The 19,912-nt window shown below is 45.6% G+C and carries 15 protein-coding genes; 8 read left to right on the top strand and 7 right to left on the bottom strand.

Annotated elements, in window-relative coordinates:
- Positions 1-51: 51 nt before the first annotated feature.
- Positions 52-1,623 (bottom strand): AAA-like domain-containing protein, encoded by a 1,572-nt coding sequence (locus SFV55_RS22350; protein ID WP_320031783.1) that lies wholly within the window; start codon positions 1,621-1,623, stop codon positions 52-54.
- Between the two features lie 134 nt (positions 1,624-1,757).
- On the opposite strand from SFV55_RS22350, the gene SFV55_RS22345 reads away from it, so the two are divergent.
- Positions 1,758-2,588 carry a tetratricopeptide repeat protein gene (locus SFV55_RS22345; RefSeq protein WP_320031782.1) on the top strand — a complete coding sequence of 277 codons (831 nt, stop codon included), beginning with the start codon at positions 1,758-1,760 and terminating at the stop codon, positions 2,586-2,588.
- A gap of 43 nt (positions 2,589-2,631) precedes the next feature.
- On the opposite strand, the gene smpB is transcribed toward SFV55_RS22345, so the two are convergent.
- From smpB to SFV55_RS22330, 3 genes are all read right to left on the bottom strand, one after another.
- Positions 2,632-3,093: an SsrA-binding protein SmpB gene (smpB, locus tag SFV55_RS22340; protein WP_320031781.1), complete on the bottom strand. Its 462-nt coding sequence runs from the start codon at positions 3,091-3,093 to the stop codon at positions 2,632-2,634.
- A 146-nt stretch (positions 3,094-3,239) separates the two neighbouring features.
- Positions 3,240-5,519 carry a S9 family peptidase gene (locus SFV55_RS22335; protein ID WP_320031780.1) on the bottom strand — a complete coding sequence of 760 codons (2,280 nt, stop codon included), beginning with the start codon at positions 5,517-5,519 and terminating at the stop codon, positions 3,240-3,242.
- A 41-nt stretch (positions 5,520-5,560) separates the two neighbouring features.
- Positions 5,561-7,048 carry a helix-turn-helix domain-containing protein gene (locus SFV55_RS22330; RefSeq protein WP_320031779.1) on the bottom strand — a complete coding sequence of 496 codons (1,488 nt, stop codon included), beginning with the start codon at positions 7,046-7,048 and terminating at the stop codon, positions 5,561-5,563.
- 40 nt (positions 7,049-7,088) lie between these two features.
- On the opposite strand from SFV55_RS22330, the gene SFV55_RS22325 reads away from it, so the two are divergent.
- Together SFV55_RS22325 and SFV55_RS22320 are read left to right on the top strand one after the other, a co-directional pair.
- On the top strand, positions 7,089-8,879 hold the full coding sequence (locus SFV55_RS22325) for a MutS-related protein (protein WP_320031778.1): 1,791 nt from the start codon (positions 7,089-7,091) through the stop codon (positions 8,877-8,879).
- Positions 8,880-9,534: 655 nt separating this feature from the next.
- Positions 9,535-9,687 (top strand): hypothetical protein, encoded by a 153-nt coding sequence (locus SFV55_RS22320; protein WP_320031777.1) that lies wholly within the window; start codon positions 9,535-9,537, stop codon positions 9,685-9,687.
- Positions 9,688-9,756: 69 nt separating this feature from the next.
- Here SFV55_RS22320 and SFV55_RS22315 read toward each other — a convergent pair whose 3' ends face one another.
- On the bottom strand, positions 9,757-11,274 hold the full coding sequence (locus tag SFV55_RS22315; RefSeq protein ID WP_320031776.1) for a hypothetical protein: 1,518 nt from the start codon (positions 11,272-11,274) through the stop codon (positions 9,757-9,759).
- A gap of 35 nt (positions 11,275-11,309) precedes the next feature.
- The gene (locus SFV55_RS22310) at positions 11,310-12,815 is read right to left on the bottom strand and encodes a hypothetical protein (RefSeq protein WP_320031775.1); all 1,506 of its coding nucleotides are present in this window, start codon (positions 12,813-12,815) and stop codon (positions 11,310-11,312) included.
- A gap of 273 nt (positions 12,816-13,088) precedes the next feature.
- On the opposite strand from SFV55_RS22310, the gene SFV55_RS22305 reads away from it, so the two are divergent.
- The 5 genes from SFV55_RS22305 to SFV55_RS22285 all read left to right on the top strand — a co-directional run bounded on the left by SFV55_RS22305 (position 13,089) and on the right by SFV55_RS22285 (position 17,610).
- A complete protein-coding gene (locus SFV55_RS22305) occupies positions 13,089-13,523 on the top strand; it encodes a hypothetical protein (RefSeq protein ID WP_320031774.1) in 435 nt (144 codons plus the stop codon).
- Positions 13,524-13,666: 143 nt separating this feature from the next.
- Positions 13,667-14,953 (top strand): C4-dicarboxylate transporter DctA, encoded by a 1,287-nt coding sequence (gene dctA, locus SFV55_RS22300; RefSeq protein ID WP_320031773.1) that lies wholly within the window; start codon positions 13,667-13,669, stop codon positions 14,951-14,953.
- A 6-nt stretch (positions 14,954-14,959) separates the two neighbouring features.
- Entirely contained in the window at positions 14,960-15,853 is an 894-nt protein-coding gene (locus SFV55_RS22295; protein ID WP_320031772.1) for a MoxR family ATPase, read from the top strand.
- 107 nt (positions 15,854-15,960) lie between these two features.
- The gene (locus tag SFV55_RS22290; protein ID WP_320031771.1) at positions 15,961-16,527 is read left to right on the top strand and encodes an acyltransferase; all 567 of its coding nucleotides are present in this window, start codon (positions 15,961-15,963) and stop codon (positions 16,525-16,527) included.
- Positions 16,528-16,647: 120 nt separating this feature from the next.
- The gene (locus SFV55_RS22285; RefSeq protein ID WP_320031770.1) at positions 16,648-17,610 is read left to right on the top strand and encodes a Gfo/Idh/MocA family oxidoreductase; all 963 of its coding nucleotides are present in this window, start codon (positions 16,648-16,650) and stop codon (positions 17,608-17,610) included.
- A gap of 105 nt (positions 17,611-17,715) precedes the next feature.
- Here SFV55_RS22285 and SFV55_RS22280 read toward each other — a convergent pair whose 3' ends face one another.
- Complete coding sequence (locus SFV55_RS22280) at positions 17,716-19,824, bottom strand: peptidylprolyl isomerase (protein ID WP_320031769.1); 2,109 nt, start codon at positions 19,822-19,824, stop codon at positions 17,716-17,718.
- Positions 19,825-19,912: the final 88 nt, after the last annotated feature.

Here is a 19,912-nt window from a genome sequence, read left to right as displayed (position 1 = left end):
GTTTTAAAAAGTCCTTGAGCATTGTATTTTAAATGTTCAAGGGCTTTTTGTTTATACCCGCACCACAAAAACACTTTTCCCATCTACCTCCACCCACTCACTGGCCCAAGTCTTCTGCTTCAACTGCTCAAAAATCAACAAATATCCCGTTGACAGAGATTGCCGATCTAGGTAATTGACCAATTGTTGCAAGCCATCCGCATGTGCTTCGGGGCCGCGCCAGATTTTTAGTTCTACAATGTATTTGTGCTGCAGGTAGGTAATTACCACATCCAAACGCCGTTCTTCAGATATCTGTGGTTCTTTGAAATCATAACCCGAACCATTAATGATGGGTTTGATAAAAGCTAAAAAAACCAGCCGAGCGTTGCGCTCCAGAAAGTTTTGGTCTTTCAGACTGTCTTGCTCGCGCATAAAAGCTTGAAAACGCAGCAAAACGGCCTCCATGTTCAGGCGTTGATCAGGCAGAATAAAATTTTTACTCAAGTTGTATTCAGACAGATTTACCTGTGAGCGGGTTTTCGAAGTCATGTAATCATAAATCACTTCCTCGTAAATCCGATTGTGGATGCTGATTCCCTGACCGTTTTTGAGGATGCCGTACATTAACCCCAGAGCTACCAGTGGTTCATGAATCGAATAACTTTGATATTCTACCTCAACCAGATTTTTAAATACAAACTCGTACAAATCAGCATTATTCTCCAAGCTTTTGATCAGACTTTCAAAATTGGTATTGGTTTCCTTGACTACTTTGGCAACGGCAAGCTCAACATCTATTGCTTCCCAGCTGCGGGTCAGTTTTTCGGGAAGCAATTGTTCTGCAATGACTTTGCACAATTTGCTCACTAAAAAGGGGTATCCTGAAGTGTAGTAAAACAAACGTTCGGCAATTGAAGCTGCCTCTAAACTCACTTGATTATCCCTCGCGTATTCTTCCAGCATCGGCTGGATTTCATTTGGCTGGAGGTTCATATCTATGGTGAAATCAGTAGCTATATTCCAAGGAGAATTGAATTTTTGCTCCTCATCAGGTCGGAGTCTGAGCTTAAGTGATTTTACATCGTGGAGGCCTGCCAGGATTACACAGTCAAAAGTACGTTCAGTTTTGAGGTGCCGCCTTAGGTACTTGTTGCGCAGCACACTGAGAAAATCTAAAAACAATTGATTGTTACTGCTTTTATCTACTTCATCAATCAGGAGTGCCAATTTTCGCTCGGCTTTTGCGACAAAAGTGCTGATGGTTTGTGATAAGTCAGATAAAGTGTGGGTGTTTTTTTGAGCGGTGTTGAAAAAATCGGCAAAAGTATCCTCATTGGATTCGGTCATTTGTAACTTCATCAGCCCTAAAAAGGCGCGACAAAATGCGGCTTCATCTTGAAAAGACGCACTACCTAAACCTTCAAAACTAAGGTTAAAAACCAACCATTCCTGGGTTTCTCTCAAAGCGCGGGCAATAGCCTCTAGCATCGTAGTTTTACCATACTGACGGGGGCGATTGATGACAAAATACTTTCCCTGCTGCACCATTGTCATGGTTTGCGCGAACTTTTGGGAGATATCTGCCATGTAGTGCAATTCAGGAAAACAAGTCCCGGTAATATTGAATTCCTTGTGGATCATTTCTTTAACGCTACGATATTCGCTAAATTTAGCTGCCCGATTTCGTCTACAAACTTACTTTATTTTTGCTAACTTATCCCTTGCTGTCACTTATTTCCTATTATTGCAACAGAAAGGTCTCTAGAACAACAACCATGTCTGACCACGCCCTCCTGCTCGCCCAAGCCCGCGAATACGATGCCCGCGGCGATGTGTACAACGCCGTGAAGTTGTACAAGCGCTGCATTAAGCTGGCACCAGAGGTCGTGGAAGCGTATGTGCAATTGGCGGAGATTTACAAAAAACGGGCAGAGTGGAAACCAGCCATGTACTATGCCAAAAAAGCCCTTTCACTCGATGCCAGTTTGGCAGATACCTGGTGGACCTTGGGCATAACTGCGGTTGCATTGGGAAAAGAGCGCTTGGCCAATTCGGTATGGTCAAAATTCGGACCCAGCAATCCGCGCTCAGCCTTGATCTCATTACAACTTACCCACAGCGGCCTATTTGAAATGATTTGGGCCAAACCACTTGACCAGGCTCGGGCACAAATCACGAGCATTCCACATCCCGATTCTGACCGTCATTTTTTAGACATTGTAGTTTTTGACCGACAAGTCATTGGTTACAATGTGGCCAAACGTCGCCGCTTTCCGGTACATGCCGAATTGGGCCTTCAGCAGCGCTCCCTTTATTTTACCTTTTCCTGCTGGCTGGAAAGCCCCACGAAAAAAGACATCCAAACCTTGGAACGACTGTGTGTTGAAGCGCATTTGGGCTTTGAAATCTGGTCCAAAGCTGCGCGGGTGCAAAAGCGGGTATACAACGATAAATTGCAGGAGTTTTACAGCGGAGACTTATTCCAAAAGGAGGAGGAAAACCTACTAGTGGCCATTGCAGCCAAGCAGGAAGCCCATGTCGAACAGGTGTTAAGAGCCTGGACAATCATTACATTAAGGCAATACTTTGCTTTGGAGCGGCATTAATATTGGGGCAAAAGAGTTCCTGTTTTTTTGTTCCTAAAACAGGTTAAAGTTTGATTTTTTTGAGCCGATCCAGTTCCCGCTTGTTGTCTTTTTCCCGAATGGAATCCCGTTTATCGTAAGATTTTTTACCCTGAGCCAAGGCAATTTCCACTTTTACAAAACCTCTTTCACTCAAGTAAACGCGGTAAGGCACAATGGTGTAGCCTTTTTCATTGGATTTGCGTTCCAGTTTGCGCAATTCCTGGCGGCGGAGGAGCAGTTTGCGCAAGCGACGGGGAACGTGGTTAGAATAAGTACCGTTTTCGTACTCGGCAATGTATAAATTGTGAATGTACAACTCACCTTTATCAAACACACAATAGGCATCACTCAGGTTGAGGTGCCCGGCCCGGTAGGATTTAATTTCTGTCCCCATTAAGGCAATCCCTGCCTCGTAGCGACTGTCAAAATGGTATTCAAAGGTTGCTCGGCGATTTACAATTTCCGGAGCGGCTTTCTTTTTCATTGTTCTCCAAACTTTTGGGTCAGCGACGCATCCAGCCTGGTTCTGAATGCGTCGCTGCTTGCAAATATAACCGGTTAGTTAATGGAAAGTTCCATTACTAGGGGCGATAAAGAAATAAGTGCTCATTTTGCCCCACTACTTCTGGGTTATTGCTTGATTTGTGGTTGTTGTTGCGTTATTTTGGGCTTAATCGGTTGCTGGCGAAACTTGGTGATATCCCGGTCCAATGCTTCCCGGGCATAGGCGCCATTCGGTTTTTGCTCAGGTCCTTTCAGTTTATCGTCCAGAAATTGCGTCATTTTGGTGTACAGGTGAAAGCGGGTGTTGCCCCCATAAATGCCATGGTTGCGATTGGGGTAAAAATAGGTGTCGTACTGTTTGTCGGCATCCACCAGCGCATTGACCAGCTCGGCGGTGTGTTGAAAATGGACATTGTCGTCACCCATGCCGTGTACCAGCAGGTATTCTCCGTTTAGTTGGTCTACAAAGTTGATCGGGGAATTGTCTTTGTATCCATTAGGGTTTTCTTGTACCGTGCGCATGTAGCGCTCGGTGTAGATGTTGTCGTACCATTTCCAGTTGGTCACTGGTGCTACGGCGATGGCGGCTTTGAAGGTGCCTGCTCCTTTGAACAAACAGAGCGAAGACATGTAGCCCCCGTAACTCCAACCAAAAATGCCAATCTTCCCTTGATCCACATAGCGCAAGTTGCCCAGATATTTGGCGGCGTCGATTTGATCTTCCGTTTCGTATTTGCCCAATTGCAGGTAGGTCATTTTTTTAAATTCTTCACCACGGCCACCCGTGCCTCGATTGTCTACACAGGCAATGATGTAGCCTTTTTGGGCCAATAGTTGGAACCACCAGTAGTTCTGGCCACGCCAACTGTCTTTTACCTCCTGGCTGCCGGGGCCACCGTAGAGAAACATCAGAACGGGGTGTTTTTTGGTGGGGTCAAAATTGGCAGGTTTGATCATCCAGCCATTAAGGTCTACTCCTGCCCGGGATTTGAAAGCAAAAAACTCCACAGGCTGTACGTTGTATTCCTTTTGTAGATTTTTGACAAAAACATTGTCCTCGATTACCCGAATTTTACTGCCTTTTTGGTCAAAAACGGTGTAGGTGCTTGGCGCATTGGCCGTGGAATGATCGATCACATAATAGGAAAAGGTAGGGCTGAATTGAGCTTCGGCCCAACCCTTTTCGGCAAACAGCGGCTTTTTGTTTTTGCCGTCCAGCCCAATTTGGTAGACCTGCCGCTCTAAAGCTGAATTTTCGGCTGCCTGATAGTATAGGGTTCCCGTTTTTTCATCCACCCCATAATAACTGCTCACTTCCCATTTGCCGCTAGTTATTTGGCGCACCATATTGCCGCTCAGTTCATAAAGATAGAGGTGGTTCCAGCCATCCATTTCACTGCTCCAGATGAAGTGTTTGCCATCCTGCAAAAAACTGAGGTTGTCGTGGATGTCCACGTAGTATTTGCTGTCCTCTTGCAAGATGAGCTGGGTTTTGCCTGTGGTGGCATCCGCAAACACCAGGTCCAGTTGGTTTTGGTGGCGGTTGAGCAAAAAGATGCTGAGTTTATTGGGGTCATTGGTCCATTTGATGCGAGGGATGTATTCCGTGGCAGGGTCGGTTTCGGTTTTTACGGTCCGGCCTGTGCTGAGGTTGTAGATGTGGATGCCAACTTTGGAGTTCTTTTCCCCAACTTTAGGGTACTTAAACGTCACATAATCGGGATACATACCCGCCTCAAAATTGGTTAAGGTAAATTGAGGCACCTCCTGCTCGTCGAAACGAAAAAAGGCAATGCTGCTGCCATCAGGCGACCAGGCGAAACCTTTGTCCATCGAAAACTCTTCCTCGTATACCCAGTCCGTAGCGCCATTGATGATCGCATTGAGGGCACCATCTTTGGTGATTTGGGTGGTTTTTCCCGAAGCTAGTTCCTTGTAATATAGGTTGTTTTTGTATACAAAAGCCACTTTATCCGCTTTTGGAGAAAAACTGGCGTACATCACTTTCCCCTCCGCGAATAAAGGGGTCAGTTGTTTTTGGTTGCGGTCGTACACATAAAAGGTGGCTCGACTGGAGTGGCGATAAATAGGTTCAATGCCAGTAGCCAGCAGGATTTTGCTTTCATCGGCACTAAACTGGTATTCCTCAATTTGTACGTTATTGCTCAGGGTGGCCGGGTCGAGAATGGTAGCGGTGGTTGCTCCGGTGGTCAGGTCCAGTTGGATAATTTTGTTGCGGTCGAGTTTGGTGTAATGGCGACCATCATTCTGAAAAGTAAAGCCTGGTACACTACGCGTGGAGAAGGTGTATTTTTTCCAAATATCTTCCAGAGTAATGGCCTTTTGAGCCTGTAGTGTGAGTAAGGACAAACAGCTCAGGGTGACAAACAGTAAATGCTTGAACATTTTTTTTGTGTTTTGTTGTAATAAACGCAAGTGTAGAAAAACTAACTCAACAGCTTATTCAAACGCTCCTGGATTTGTTGAAATTGCTGCTTTTTCTGGACAATCGAGGGTTCTGCCGCGCGTTCGACACAATTTTCGAGCGGGCAGCGCTCGCAAGTGGTGTGCACTTCACGGCTAGGGATGTTTGGATCGTTCAAAAACTGCACTTTAGCACGCAGTTCATCATCAATCAGCAAGCCGATGGTTACGCTCACATTTTTATTGGGTGAAGGATAGGAAGGACGTGCAACGGTGATGCACAAGTATTTGTCGGAGGTATTGAGGTAGTGTGAAATTTGGGGTCGAATCAACAACTCACTAGGTTTGCCCGCTAATTTGAGTTTGGCCAGTTCTTGCAACAAGTCAATGGACACCCAACGCCGACAATAGTGCTCATAAATCCCATTGCCATGCGGATGGTGCTTGTGGTTGAGGTGCAACTCTTTGTCAACGTCGAAACTGTTTTGAATGGGGTCGTGTACAAAACGCAGGAAGAACAACTTGCGAATGCCAAAAAAGCCGGGCAGAAGGTTGGTCAGACGATGATAAAACATCTCAGGCGTAGCATCGTACTTGCCGATGATGTTCTGGAAGGCTTCGCCGTTCCATGTTTTGCGCTGGAAAAACAACTCCAGATCCTGCACAATCGCTTTAAGCGGCAAGTGCAGCGCTACGGAAAAATAAATGGCCTGAGAGTGGTTCAATACCTCCTCGAAGGTACGGCCCCGTAAAATGGAAGAAGTATAAGCCCGTTCTTTGATGTTGAGGAATTGAAAACCCAATTCTTTGCCGTATTCAAAAGTTCGTTGAATAGGAGAAAGTTTGCTGCTCAGGAGCAACTCCTTACGTTTGGGGATGAACAAAGAACGCAAATGCTGCAACTCGGGATAACGGTCCAAGCCATTTTCGTGAACGATGTAGTCGTATTTTTCCTCCAAAATATTGCGCAGCTTTTCGCCAGTCATGGGGCGTTTGGCGGGTATCTGGAACTCCAACTGGAACTGATCGGCCGCTTTTTCGAGGCCATCAAAGTAATTGTTGTTGAGCTCAAGATAAGAGCGCAGTGCGCTGAAATAAAAATGCTCTTGCCGCAAGGCGTAATTGCGCGACAACTCCAGCAAGGTGGAAATAAATGCCCCAACCCGGGAGGGTGCACCGGCGATGATTTCAACTACTTTGGCCAGATCAATGCCAAAACGCTCTAAAGGAAGTTCGTTGAGAAAGTTGGATTGCAATAAGTCGTGTACAGGGGCCAAACTTTCATCTACGTTAAATGATGTCAAATCCTGGGGGGCCACGTTTAGGGCTTTGGCCAGGGTTTGGATTTTTTCCCCTTTGGGGTATTTTTTCCCCTTTTCAATTTCGTTGAGGTATGACACCGACATCCCTGCCTTCTCCGATAAATCTGCGAAAGATAGGTTCAAATGCTGTCGAAGTTGTTTTACCTTCAAGCCGAAAAGAATCCGTTCGTTTTGTGCTTTTGTACTCATACCGGGTTAAAAATAGTTTTTTCCAGCGAATATTCGCAATATGAATTATCAGGAAAGAGAGAAACACTTTCGGCAAGTGGCCGATCAATTGAAAAAACGCTACAACTTGCTCTCTTTAGGGCGCTTGTTGTACTTCGTTTTTGCCATCGCTTTGATCATCTTTTTGGCCCAGCAGCACTGGAGTTTAGCGCTGACATGGACGATTTTGGCCATTGCGCTTTTTTTGTGGATGATCCTGCGGCACCGTAAGGTACAGGAAGCAGAGCAACACCATCGTCGCTTAGCGGAAGTCAATCGGCAAGAACAGGCTGCGTTGGGTTACCATTTTTCGGAATTTGCCGATGGCGAACAGTACGCTGACTCATTGCACCCTTATTCCGGCGACCTGGATTTGTTTGGCTCCTATTCAATTTTCCAATTTTGCAACCGAACTGCCACCGCAGCAGGTGCTAATCAATTGGCCAATTGGCTACAGACCGCCGCTGAACCTGAGAAAGTACAGGAACGGCAGCAGGCAGTGCAGGAATTGGGTCCCCAACTCGATTGGCGCCAACATTTTCGGGCTTATGGCATGGCACAAGTTGATGAGCAAGTGTATCAGTTGGCTTTGCAAAAATGGATGGATGAGCCTTTTTTTGTGTTTGGCAAAAAATGGATGCGCTGGGCACTGTGGCTATTGCCCATCTGGGGGATAGCGGCCTTGATCGTCATTGTACCCAATTATCCGCTGATCCTGATTTTGCTCGCAGTTTTGCCTGCGGCCCTTTTGCTCCGCCAAACGCTACAGCTAGTCAATCGCACCCTGGAATACACTGCTAAGGCCGAAAGCTGGTTGCTTCGCTACGGGATGCTGATCCAACAAATTGAAAAGTTAGAGGTTACCACTCCCTTGCTACAAAACCTGCAAGCACATTTTCGCAACACTGAAGCCCAATTTGGTGCCTCCCGAGCCATCCGTCAATTATCCTACTACCTGGGGCAGCTCAATGTGCGCAATAACCCCTTTGCCATATTCCTAAATTTGATTGGAGTTTGGGACTTGCAATGGGTGTATCAATTGGAAAAATGGAAGTTTGAACACAAAGAAAACCTTTCCCAATGGTTTGTGGCTTTGGGAGAAATGGATGCTTTGAACAGTTTAGCCAACTTACACTACAACCAGCCAGACTGGGTTTTTCCGGTAATTCACCAGGAAGCGAGCCTATCGGCCCAAAAACTGGGGCACCCTTTGATCCCAGGGAATCGACGCATCGGCAACGACTTGCAGATGCCTACTCAACAGCACCTGAAACTGCTCACTGGCTCGAATATGGCGGGGAAAAGTACCTGGTTGCGCAGCCTGGGAGTCAATCTGGTGTTGGCGCAAATGGGCGCACCGGTATGTGCACAGGCTTTGAGTATGCCGCCCTTGTTGGTGTTTACGGGGATGCGTACACAGGATGACCTCTCGGCCAGTGCCTCTTCTTTTTATGCTGAGTTGCGCCGCTTGCGGGCTATGCTCGATGCAGTAATTGCGCAACAAGGACAACCTGTTGGGGTATTTTTCCTTTTGGACGAAATTTTGAAAGGTACCAATTCCCGGGATCGGCATCAGGGCTCACGGGCCTTGATGTTGCAATTGTTGCGCCATGGTAGTGCTGGCTTTATTGCCACCCATGACCTGGAGCTTACGGCGATGGAAGCTGAAAACCCCGGCTTGATTCAAAATGTGTGTATGGAAGTGGACATCCAGGGTGATGAGTTGTATTTCGATTACACCCTTAAAGCTGGCATCAGTCAGAGTTTTAATGCTTCGGTATTGATGCGCCGAATGGGGATTGGTGTGGAATAAAAGCAGGGTATGATACTGGAAATCAGGAAATAAAAAAAGGATCCATTTGTAGCGGGAACAAAATCAATGACAAAAAACGCTACATTTGGACCCCTTTGGGAATAATATAAGCACTATAAATTACAGTGTTATATTGTACAAAATCAAATAAACTTACAGAGTTCTATTATTGGGCGTATAAATTCGTTTGTAAAAAGCGTAGCCCTTGAGCTACGCTTCGGATTTTGGCAACAGGTATTAAGAAGGAACTTATGTGGAAGAATTTTCTTCCTTCTTTGTTTGTTCAACAAAGTACGTGGGAAATTTACAGAGTACAGGTTACGTTCTACTGCTAAAAAAGACAGGTTAGTTTTTTGTTATTTTTTGAAATTAGAAATATTAAGCATTTGATTTACAGGGTTCAACCGTGTTTGAACAACTCAAATTGTCTACAATTTCAACTGTTTTATTTTTTTCTTCCCTTTTGATTGGGCAATAATTTTTAATAAAGCCTGGGCAATACTTATTTTTTGGGTTAGCCATTTTCCATCAATTTGGGGCGAAACTCAAAATATGGCCTGTGCTGGATTGTGCAAAAGTGGCGTGACTGGATTGGGTGAAGTGTATAGATTTGCTTTTGCAATTAAGCTTCATCACAAACCCAAAATATCAAGCTATGAAAACTTTATGTACCGATGCGTTGACAATTCTGATCGATCTTCTTTTTGAGCGCAATGAATCGTTCAATTTGTTGGAATTACAACAAGATGTAGGTCGGCCAAAAACAGGTGGTAAGCGTACTGGAATTGAAGTTGATTTAATCCTTTGAACAGTGTGGCTATCTCTTTAGTGTAGATGGCCACACTGTAATCTAATTACTCGTGAGTTGAGGTATCGCCTATTCCAGGCAATTTAGGACCCATTGCCACAAGAGCTCGTAAGGGACAATTTCAATCTTAAAATGCTGGTCAGGATGACCTTTGGGAATCTTGCTGATTGTTTTGATCATGTCGGCTGTTTTGTAAATAAATACTTTTTTGGAGAAAGAGGAACTGGCTACAGTGCACAACATCCGGATGAATAGTTGGGTACGATAGTAACCATCTTCGGAGTTGAAGTGCTTCACCCGGTATTTTCGCAGTGCGATCAATTTATGGTAAGCTTCGTCAAACTTCTTGGCTTGCAACAAGAACAAAAACTGAGCAATCAGAATAGGTACATTCAGCCCTTTTTTGTCTTTGGAGTAGTTGGGGACTTGGTTTAAAAATTTGTTCAACCTGAAATTCAAAACTTTTTCGAGCTGTATAGCCGGGTTGATCGCCTGATTGCGGTCGGCTAAAATCAAATAAGCAGCCAAAAGAGTCCAGGACTCTTTGATGGATGCAGGCATTGCTGCAAAGTTCTTATTGGTATATATTTTTGCAGCAGCCTCATGTGCAACTTGAAAATTACTCGCCTTTAGCGAAACGAGCATCTGGTTGTCCAGGTATAAGAACCAGTTTCTTGAGCCCTCTATTTCAGTTTGAATGACTTCGGAATTCAAATCCAAAGCTTCAGCATAGCGATCCAACATGGTCAGACAGATCACTTTATGGACTTTAAAAACAGCCATAATCCTGGGGGAAGTACAGGCTTTTTTTTCTAAAATTTGGATGGCCTCGTCACACACTGCAATTGCATCATGCCAACGAAATCTGGACATCTCCCCGATGTATTTTGTAGCATAATACCCGCTCACAAAAATGATTGTGTTGCACTTTTCTTTGTACTGGGACAAGGAACCCAACAAAGCCTGTGCGCGCTTTGAGATTTGTAGCTGGGTTGATTTATATTTTACAGATGGAGCGATGACGGCCTGGTAACTCTCCATGGCCTTGTTTTCCGCTATCCAATCCAGGCGCAACCTTTCCTCGCATTCTTTGTAATAAAGGTATTGATCTGAATCGGGCACCCGTTCAACATAGTACCGTTTTAAAAAAGTAGCCATTTCGAGGGCGACCAGAGTCACGTCATTGTTGATGGCCACTTCGATGATGGATTTGGCAAGAATCTGGGCGTTTTCAGGGCAATGGCGGTACACGAGGGTCTGGAATGTAGCTAGTTTGCGCAGGCACTCAAAATTGGCTTTTTGGGTAGCGTTGAAGTTTGGACTGCTTTCTGTATCTAAAAACAACAATGGAGCAAACAAACGCCGTCGGAATTCCATTAAAAACCGCCGGAAAGGACGGCCTTTTACATCCAATCCCAACAATTTAGCTCCATCCAATTCATCGCGTACCTGCCCCTCGGCCAGGGCATGGTACATGATTCTGTAGCGCGTTTCTGGTACTTCTGTGCGAAGTGGTCTGGTCAGCACTTCGATTTGGCGCAATTTATATCCATCGATGACCTGGGCAAACTCTTTTAGGTCTTCCATTTTACAGTGATTTGATTAACAATAGCATGGGTATTTTATGGGTTTGACTTACTACAAACAGCGTTTGATTGAATTTCAATCAGCATATGAAAAATTTGTTCAACTCGGATAATTTCCGGAGCTGCTTCTGGACTGCTGTAATCCAGGGGCAGGTTTTTCAAATGCCTTATACCTTCTTGTGCCACCATGGCCGGATTTTTCCCCATTTCAATTTCTAGCAAACTGGTGATCAAGGTTTGTATACGCGCAGCATGGGGCATACAAGCGCCACTTAAGCTCAGGTATTTTTGAAACCAATTTGCCACTTGCCCACTTGCCCCACTTTGTACCCATTTGGGCACTTGCACCAGCAATAAGGCAGCTTTGCTGTCTAAATTGGTACTATTTAGTTCAGGTAAATACAAACTGCGAAAGGGTAGGCAATTGGCCATCAACATGCCCTTGACCCGGTTCGAGATAGGAAGCTCTCCTGTGTCGATTAAACACAACAAAATACTGTTGTACAATTGCTTTTGCTCCAAAGGCCATTCTGGGTATCTATTTTTTAGGTTTAAATTTTTGGTTAGGTCAAGTGCCTCAGCATGTTTGTCCAGGTGTAACAGCCAGGTCAGTTTCATTTCTTGCAGGCGATACCAATTGGAGCTACCTGCTACTTCGTCGGCAATGGCCGTATTCAATGCCACCAGAGCTTGATCAAGTTTACCCAGGTTGGCCCAGCCCAGGGCTTTGCTTAGGAAAAAAGCACTGATTTTTGCGGGGCTGGATATACTTTTGCGGTTCAACAGTTGGGTAGCCTGGTTGCTGATTTGTACAACTTCCTCCCATTCAGACTCCAGAAAAGCAGCCTGAAGTTTCAGAAAGTAAAAATTGAGCACAAAAGCGCTGCTGAAGCAAGACTGCGCGTGAATTTGGAGTCTCTGACAAGCTTCTTTTGCCTGTTTAGCTAGAAATTGGGGGCTACTGATCCCCTGATTTTGAAGAAATAAATAGGCACAGTACTCATCTTCTGCCGCCTGTTCAGCCTGGAGTATACTTTCGTATTGACCAATAATGCGGCAATATTTTTCAAATCCATTCATGTTGCCATTGTACAAGGCACTGAATTGCCGAAGTTGAGCGGCAGTTTCGATCACAATGGTGGTAAGTTCGTAGGTCTTGGCCAAATGAAGAATGGACTCGGCAATTTCGCGTAAGGATTTGAAGGCCCCTGCAGCCATGAGGGTTTTTAACACTGCGAGTCGTTGCCAACACAGGTACGCTACTCTTTGGGGATCCTGGTGATCTTCCTTGGTCAAATCCAAAAACAGCAAGGTGTTCCAAAGTCGTTGACGGGACTGGTCTGAGTCCTGACTAGTTGTTTTTGATTGACCATTCATCTCCGCATTAGGTTCTACCTGAAGATCACCATCGGCATGCCCATTTTCAAATGACTTGCTAGCCCAGAAGGGTATTTGTTTGATAGAAATGCTATCAAATACCTCAATGTGCTGATCGGCTGAGTAATTTTTTAACAATAGAACCAGCTCTCTGAATTCTTCCATGAACCAGAAAATTTAAAAACCCACAAAAAGCACAAATGATAGACGATTTAGGTAAGATCCAAACTTAAAAACTTCATTAGCCGAATTTCAAAATTAGGATTTTTTTGGAATTTACAAAAAAATGACCGATGATTTACCGAAAAAAATGTCGGCAACTACATTCTTATGCATTTAGGCTGGTCATTTTTGGGCAAAAATGCCTTGCTTTATTGAAATTTAAACCTCACATTTGAACAAAATGTTATCCCAAACCTTAAAAAGCCAAGAAAAAAAATGACCAAGCGTACTTCAATCCAAGCAATAGACAGTGGCTCCAGAATAGCTGACAGAAAAGGGCCTCAAACCCGGATTTTGGCAGAAGTGGTGTATGGTTTAAGTAGTAGAGACTGCAAGGGTATGGGCATTTGTAAAATCAATGCGGTAGATTCTCCTGATTATCAGGCAGGTAAGGCGCCTTGTGGTGCGAGTTTGGCTTATCTGCAAGTGGTTAATTCTTCGACGATTCGTTTTACATTTTTAAAAAGTTCGATTATGCCAGAGCAGTACGCACTGCGTTTTGCCGGTGGGTATTTTTGTTTGGAAGAGGCTTTTGCATTTTCGGACCACCTATCAACAGCATTGGAAACCACGAATATTTGTATTCCCGAAGGTGTATACCCGATCCAGGATGGTGAACAATTTATTATAGTAGATTTTTTACAGAGTTGAATCAAAAAAATGTGCTTCAATTGTAGCCCTTCCGCAAAACCCTCAGATTTTCGGTTATATTTACGCAACAGAATTTATGGGTTAATGCACTCGTTCTGACCGAGCCACCTTCTGTTCGTAAAGTCTAACAAGCACCGAAATCTATGATCCAATCCTACATCCCCGACCCAAACGCAGAAGGGCCGGAAGTCCAACAAACGCGGCCCAAACGATTTTACAACAACCTTACGTTCAGGGTGTTGGTAGCCATTGCGCTGGGGGTGCTGTTGGGCGCTTTTTTCCCAAAAACGGGAGAAGCTATGCAGCCCATCGCCAAAACCTTTATCAACATGATCAAGATGGTCATTGCGCCCATCATATTTTTGACCATTGTGACGGGTATTGGCAAGGTGAGCGACATCCGACAGTTTGGGCGTATTGGAGGCAAAGCCCTATTGTATTTTATCACAGTTACCACCCTGGCCTTGTTCATTGGTTTGGTGGTTTCCAATCTGATTCAACCGGGTGCTGGCCTGGATACCGCGCATCTCAACAGTGGCGACGTCAGTGAGTACGTGGAAAAAAGTAAGGAAAAAACCTGGGTAGATCACATCACCGAAATTGTGCCCCCCAATGTGTTGGGTGCTTTTGCGGAGGGGAATTTGTTGCAGGTATTGTTCTTTTCCATCCTTTTTGGCATCGGGATTGCTCAGTTGGGGGATACCGGGCACGGGTTGCTCAAAACTTTTGATAAAATTCTACAGGTCTTGTTCAAAATCATGGCCATGATCATGGTACTGGCCCCCTTGGGTGCATTTGGTGGGATGGCCTACACGGTAGGTAAATATGGACTGGCTACCCTCAAACCACTTGCCATGCTCATGCTGACGGTTTACATCACCATGGCCTTGTTCATTTTTGTGGTGTTGAACCTCATTTGTTATTTTTCCAAAATCAGTTTGTGGAAATTACTGGGCTTCATCAAAGAAGAAATTTTGATTGTATTGGGCACTTCCTCCTCGGAATCAGTGCTACCGCGCATGATTGAAAAAATGGAACGCTACGGCGCTTCCAAACAAGCTGCTGGACTGATCATTCCCACTGGCTATTCCTTCAATTTGGACGGAACCAGCATCTATTTGTCGATGTCGGTACTGTTTATTGCCCAGGTTTTTGGGGTAAAGCTGAGTATTCAAGAACAATTGTACATCATTGGCATTCTAATATTGACTTCCAAAGGTGCCGCTGGGGTCACCGGAAGTGGATTTATCGTTTTGGCGTCTACTTTGTCTTCATTTCCCCAAATACCGATCGAGGGTTTGGGGCTGCTGGTGGGTGTGGATCGCTTCATGTCCGAGGCCAGAGCAATCACCAACCTCATTGGGAATGCAGTGGCAACCATTGTAGTAGCCAAAAGTGAAGGGGAATTTACGCCTCTGATTCATAAATAGGCTATTATGGTAACACTGGAACAAGTGCAGGATTTATTGGCTGCGCAAGGCTACATTACCGAAAAACCGATTGTGCTGTCCTTGTTTTTGTCGATGCGCTTGGGCAAGCCCCTTTTGATTGAAGGGCCAGCAGGAGTAGGCAAAACGGAAATTGCCAAGGTGATGACCAAAGCCCTGGATACAGATTTGATCCGCCTGCAATGCTACGAAGGGCTGGATGCCAATCATGCCCTCTACGAATGGAATTACCAGCAGCAACTATTGTACCTGAAAATGGAAGAAGGCCTGGAAATGAGTTTGGCGGAACGGGAAAAAAACATCTTTAATGAAAAATTCCTGCTCAAACGCCCTTTGCTTCAGGCCATTACCCACCATAAAGCGCCAGTGCTCCTCATCGATGAGATCGACCGGGCCGACGAAGAATTTGAAAGTTTTTTACTGGAAGTACTTTCCGACTGGCAAATCACCATTCCAGAAATCGGAACCATCCAGGCTACCCACCGCCCCCATGTGATTGTGACGAGTAACCGGGTGCGGGAGTTATCCGAAGCCCTGCGTCGCCGCTGTTTGTACTTGTACATCGATTACCCGGATTTTGAAAAGGAGTTACAAATTGTACGAAGCAAAGTGCCGGGAATTGATACCAAGTTGGGGGAACAAATTTGCGCCTTCATGCGCGAATTGCGCCAACTTCGCCTCGATAAAGTACCCGGGGTAGCCGAAACCCTCGATTGGGCAACAGCACTGGCCAACCTCCACATCGAACACCTGGACAAAGAAACCGTAGAATCAACCCTCGGCATCATCCTCAAAGACTGGCAGGACATCCGTCAAACCCAAATGTCTTTGACGGAGTTGTTTGAAAAAACGGGTGCGATTTCGAAATTTGATAACCTATGAGGTTGAGAAGGTTTAATCCGGTCGCTGAGCGTAGCCGAATTGCAAGGATCGCTGCGGTAGCCTAAACCTTCTCAACTTCTCTCAACCTTCTCAACCCTTTCAGCGACATGTTCTACCAACATCCCACCGCCATCGTCGACCCAGGTGCCCAAATTGGAGCAGGTACCAAAATCTGGCATTTCTGTCACGTTATGCCTGGTGCTGTTATTGGTGAACAATGCAGTTTGGGGCAAAACGTGTTTGTTGCCGATAGAGTGGTTTTGGGAAAAAATGTCAAGGTGCAAAACAACGTATCGCTGTATTCAGGGGTCATCTGTGCAGACGATGTGTTTCTGGGACCTTCGATGGTTTTTACCAACGTTTATAACCCACGTAGTGCCATCAACCGCAAGGGAGAGTATCGTGAAACCTGGGTAGAAGGTGGCGTCACCATTGGAGCCAATGCCACCATATTGTGTGGCATCCGCATTGGGGCTTATGCCTTTATCGGGGCTGGCGCCGTTGTCTTGAAAGATGTTCCAGCTTATGCTTTGCTGGTGGGTAATCCCGCCAAAGCCATTGGCTGGATGAGTGAATATGGCGAACGCCTTTATTTTGATGAACAAAACCTGGCTACTTGTCCTGGTTCCGGCGAGAGGTATCGGCTGGAAGAAGGGCAGGTCAAAAAGGTTTAGGAAGGTTGAGAGGGTTGAGGGAGGTTGAGGCTACCGCGAGCAACTTTGACGCGTCCTTGTCTAAGTCGCTGCGGTAGCCTCAACCTTCTCAACCTCCCTCAACCTTCTCAACTTCCAAAAATGCAACATTTCGCACTGATTGGAGTAGCTGGCTACGTGGCACCCCGCCATTTGCGCGCCATTAAGGAAACGGGTAATCGTTTGATCGCGGCCATGGACCCTACGGACTCTGTTGGAGTTTTGGATACCTATTTTCCAGAAGCAGCTTTTTTTGTAGAATTTGAACGTTTTGATCGGCACTTGGAAAAATTCCGGCAAAAAGGGCAAAACTTGCATTACGTGAGTATCTGTTCGCCCAACTACCTGCATGATGCCCATATCCGCTTTGGGTTGCGGCAGGGAGCAGATGTCATTTGTGAGAAGCCATTGGTACTCAACCCCTGGAATGCCGAAGCCCTTCAACGCAACGAACAAGAGACCGGACATAAGGTCTTTACCATCCTGCAATTGCGCTTACATCCAGTGATCAAGGCACTGAAGCAACAAGTCGCAGTGCAAACCACGGGCAAAAAATACGACATTGACTTGACTTACATTACTGCTCGGGGTGCCTGGTACTTTGCCAGTTGGAAGGGGGAATTGCCCAAATCCGGGGGCATTGCTACCAACATTGGCATTCATTTTTTCGATATGCTGATCTGGATTTTTGGATCGGTCCAAAAAAGTGAAGTACATCAGCACAGCCACGATCGGGCGGCCGGATACCTGGAACTGGAGCAAGCTCGGGTACGCTGGTTTTTGAGCATCGACGAAAAAACCTTACCAACAACCGTGCAGGAAAGAGGCGGGCGAACCTTTCGATCTATCCGTATTGATGGCCAGGAACTTGAATTTAGTGAAGGTTTTACCGATTTGCACACGGAAAGTTACAAGGGAATATTGGACGGTCAGGGCTTTGGTTTGAGGGATGCTGCGCCTTCGATTGCGCTGGTGCACGAGATTCGCGAAGCTGAAGTGCGGGGGCTGTCTGGTGAATACCATCCTTTGGCTGCTTTGCCCCAGGCGAAACATCCGTTTAAATGATAGGAGCATATATTTACTAAACCTTCGAGATTTAGTAAACATCATAAAAAAAGCGGACCTTAGGGCTACCCAGGGTCCGCTTTTTTATCAAAATAAGCTTTTCGCTTAGAAATATTTCGAACGGTTGTCTTTGATCTTGGCCATTTTGCGGAAGGCTGGCATAAAACGAGTACTTACCTGAGCCCGTGCACTGGTAGCAAGGGTGGACTTCAACTGATTGACATCAGAAGCTGAACTAGGCGTTGAGACGTAAAATGCATTGACTACATATACACCATTGTTTCCTGCAAATGGTTTGCTGGTTTGACCTTGTTTCAATTTGAAAGCATAGGCATTGAAACGAGGTTCGCTACCAACGTTATTAGGCAGGAAAGACTGGTTGAAACGAATGTTGCGCAGGGTGTCCACTTTGGCGCTGTATTGAGCTGCTGCTGCTTCTACTCCTTTGCCTTTGATTTTATCAATGATCAACTCTCCTTTTTTGCGGTTGATAACAGCCGTTTCTATATCTTCCTTCACCTGATCTGCGGTAGGAGCTCCAGGTTTGAAGATGGTTTTTACGCCAGCCAGTACGTACTTGTTGGTGTAAAATTCGGTGGGATCAGTGAACGTGTAGATATCAGGAGCAACCTCCCCTTTGGAGGCATCGAAGGCCCAACGAACGATTTCCCGAGAAGTTTGGCCAGAGCCCAAAGAACCTACAAAGAATTCATTGGCATTAACAGCCGGGCTGGTTTCTTGAGTAACTCCTTTTATTTTTTTTGCTGCGGCCAACATGCCATCAATGTTTTTGTTGTTGGCATTCAGGAAGCGTTGTGCTTCGTCAAAACGTTTGGTTTCGGTTTCCTTGGAAGGTTTGATGACCTCGCCAATGTAAGCTAATCGTACACCCGAACCATTGGAAGTGATTCTTTTGCCTGTAACCTCTACCAAGTGTGCACCGAACTGGGTTTCGACAGTGTACAATTTCCCCTGTTCAGCCTGAAAGAAAATCAGGTCATTAAAAGGTTTAACCATGCCACCAGGCCCGGTATAACCCAAATCGCCCCCACTCATCGAAGTGCCATCCTGGCCAAAACGGGCAGCCATGGCTTCAAAGGTGGTGGTACCTTTTTCGATGGCACCTTTGATACTGTCGATACGAGCTTTTGCCACTGCCAATGGAGTTGTAGCGTCAGGACGGATCAGGATATGGCGCGATTTTACACTATCGGGTATGACTTTGCGGTCCAGCAGTTTTACGGCGCGGTAAGCGTTTCCTTCAACATAAGGGCCAAAAATACCGCCGATTGGCAAGTTGAAGATGCTGTCAGCATTCTGCAACAAACCTTCTCTTTTGACATAGGCACCATCTATGGTTCCAAGATATTGCTCTACAAACACCGTATCGTTGGGAGCCTTTTTCCACTCGGTAATCAGGTCCGCAATTTTTTTGCGTTGTGCAGCAGAGTCTGCTTTGGTTGGTTTTACATCAAAAATAACCAGACCGAGTTTGCGCGCTTCTTCTGTGAACTTGAACAACCCTGGGTTTTCTTTCAGGTAGTTGGCATAATCCTCATCAGAAACGGATACTTCAGCGTTGTCGATGGCATCAAATGGAATGCGGGTATAAACCAGTTCCATCATGGTTGCACTTTCTTTCTGGCTCATTTCAGCTGCCCAACTAGGCATGTACATCCCTTTGGATACCATGTTGACCAGCTTGGTCTGAATGCGATCCTTGATGATCTCCTGCTCCTGAATTGCCCAATAAGAGCGGGCAGTAGCAGTCATGGTATTGGAGGTGATTTGCTGCTTCAGGGAGTTCAATTGTTCCCGGTTGAGTTGACCCGTCGTTTGATCCATGAAACGCTGCATGATGATTGGACTGGGTTCTGGGCCAAATTGAAGATCGTTTAACTCATTTTTGCTTACCCCAAGGCCAAGCTTTTCGCCTTCCTGATCAATCAGTGCCTTTTCCACGAAATAATCCCAGAGCGCACTGCGGCGAGCATAAATATCACCAGTAGATCCTGCATAGAGGATACTTTCGGTGCGGTTAAACTCATTCAGGTCTACTCCTTGGCCATTAATTTTGCCAATGCTAGGTTGTAAACTGCCAAAGATACTATTTTGGCCAGCCGTCATATCCTGAATAATGAAGCCAAGTAGGCCAAGCGCGATCAACACCACAATCAAAGCGCTATTCTTGCGAATTGTACTAATCAGAGCCATCTTTTCTAATTAACTTTGAAGAAAAACGACGCAAATGTAAACAAATAAAATTTGAAAGCAGTACTTTTCCTAGACCATGATCCCAATA

It is taken from the genome of Haliscomenobacter sp., assembly GCF_033763495.1.
GTDB lineage: Bacteria > Bacteroidota > Bacteroidia > Chitinophagales > Saprospiraceae > Haliscomenobacter.
The sequence above is the reverse complement of the archived record's forward strand: the minus strand, read 5'-3'. Positions and strand labels throughout refer to the sequence as shown.

Excerpts from the sequence above, each read along its gene's own strand:
- smpB (WP_320031781.1), bottom strand. The coding sequence starts at position 3,093 with ATGAAAAAGAAAGCCGCTCCGGAAATTGTAAATCGCCGAGCAACCTTT.
- SFV55_RS22320 (WP_320031777.1), top strand. The coding sequence starts at position 9,535 with ATGAAAACTTTATGTACCGATGCGTTGACAATTCTGATCGATCTTCTT.
- SFV55_RS22305 (WP_320031774.1), top strand. The coding sequence starts at position 13,089 with ATGACCAAGCGTACTTCAATCCAAGCAATAGACAGTGGCTCCAGAATA.
- SFV55_RS22315 (WP_320031776.1), bottom strand. The coding sequence starts at position 11,274 with ATGGAAGACCTAAAAGAGTTTGCCCAGGTCATCGATGGATATAAATTG.
- SFV55_RS22310 (WP_320031775.1), bottom strand. The coding sequence starts at position 12,815 with ATGGAAGAATTCAGAGAGCTGGTTCTATTGTTAAAAAATTACTCAGCC.
- SFV55_RS22280 (WP_320031769.1), bottom strand. The coding sequence starts at position 19,824 with ATGGCTCTGATTAGTACAATTCGCAAGAATAGCGCTTTGATTGTGGTG.
- SFV55_RS22330 (WP_320031779.1), bottom strand. The coding sequence starts at position 7,048 with ATGAGTACAAAAGCACAAAACGAACGGATTCTTTTCGGCTTGAAGGTA.
- SFV55_RS22290 (WP_320031771.1), top strand. The coding sequence starts at position 15,961 with ATGTTCTACCAACATCCCACCGCCATCGTCGACCCAGGTGCCCAAATT.
- SFV55_RS22295 (WP_320031772.1), top strand. The coding sequence starts at position 14,960 with ATGGTAACACTGGAACAAGTGCAGGATTTATTGGCTGCGCAAGGCTAC.
- SFV55_RS22325 (WP_320031778.1), top strand. The coding sequence starts at position 7,089 with ATGAATTATCAGGAAAGAGAGAAACACTTTCGGCAAGTGGCCGATCAA.
- SFV55_RS22285 (WP_320031770.1), top strand. The coding sequence starts at position 16,648 with ATGCAACATTTCGCACTGATTGGAGTAGCTGGCTACGTGGCACCCCGC.
- dctA (WP_320031773.1), top strand. The coding sequence starts at position 13,667 with ATGATCCAATCCTACATCCCCGACCCAAACGCAGAAGGGCCGGAAGTC.
- SFV55_RS22335 (WP_320031780.1), bottom strand. The coding sequence starts at position 5,519 with ATGTTCAAGCATTTACTGTTTGTCACCCTGAGCTGTTTGTCCTTACTC.
- SFV55_RS22350 (WP_320031783.1), bottom strand. The coding sequence starts at position 1,623 with ATGATCCACAAGGAATTCAATATTACCGGGACTTGTTTTCCTGAATTG.
- SFV55_RS22345 (WP_320031782.1), top strand. The coding sequence starts at position 1,758 with ATGTCTGACCACGCCCTCCTGCTCGCCCAAGCCCGCGAATACGATGCC.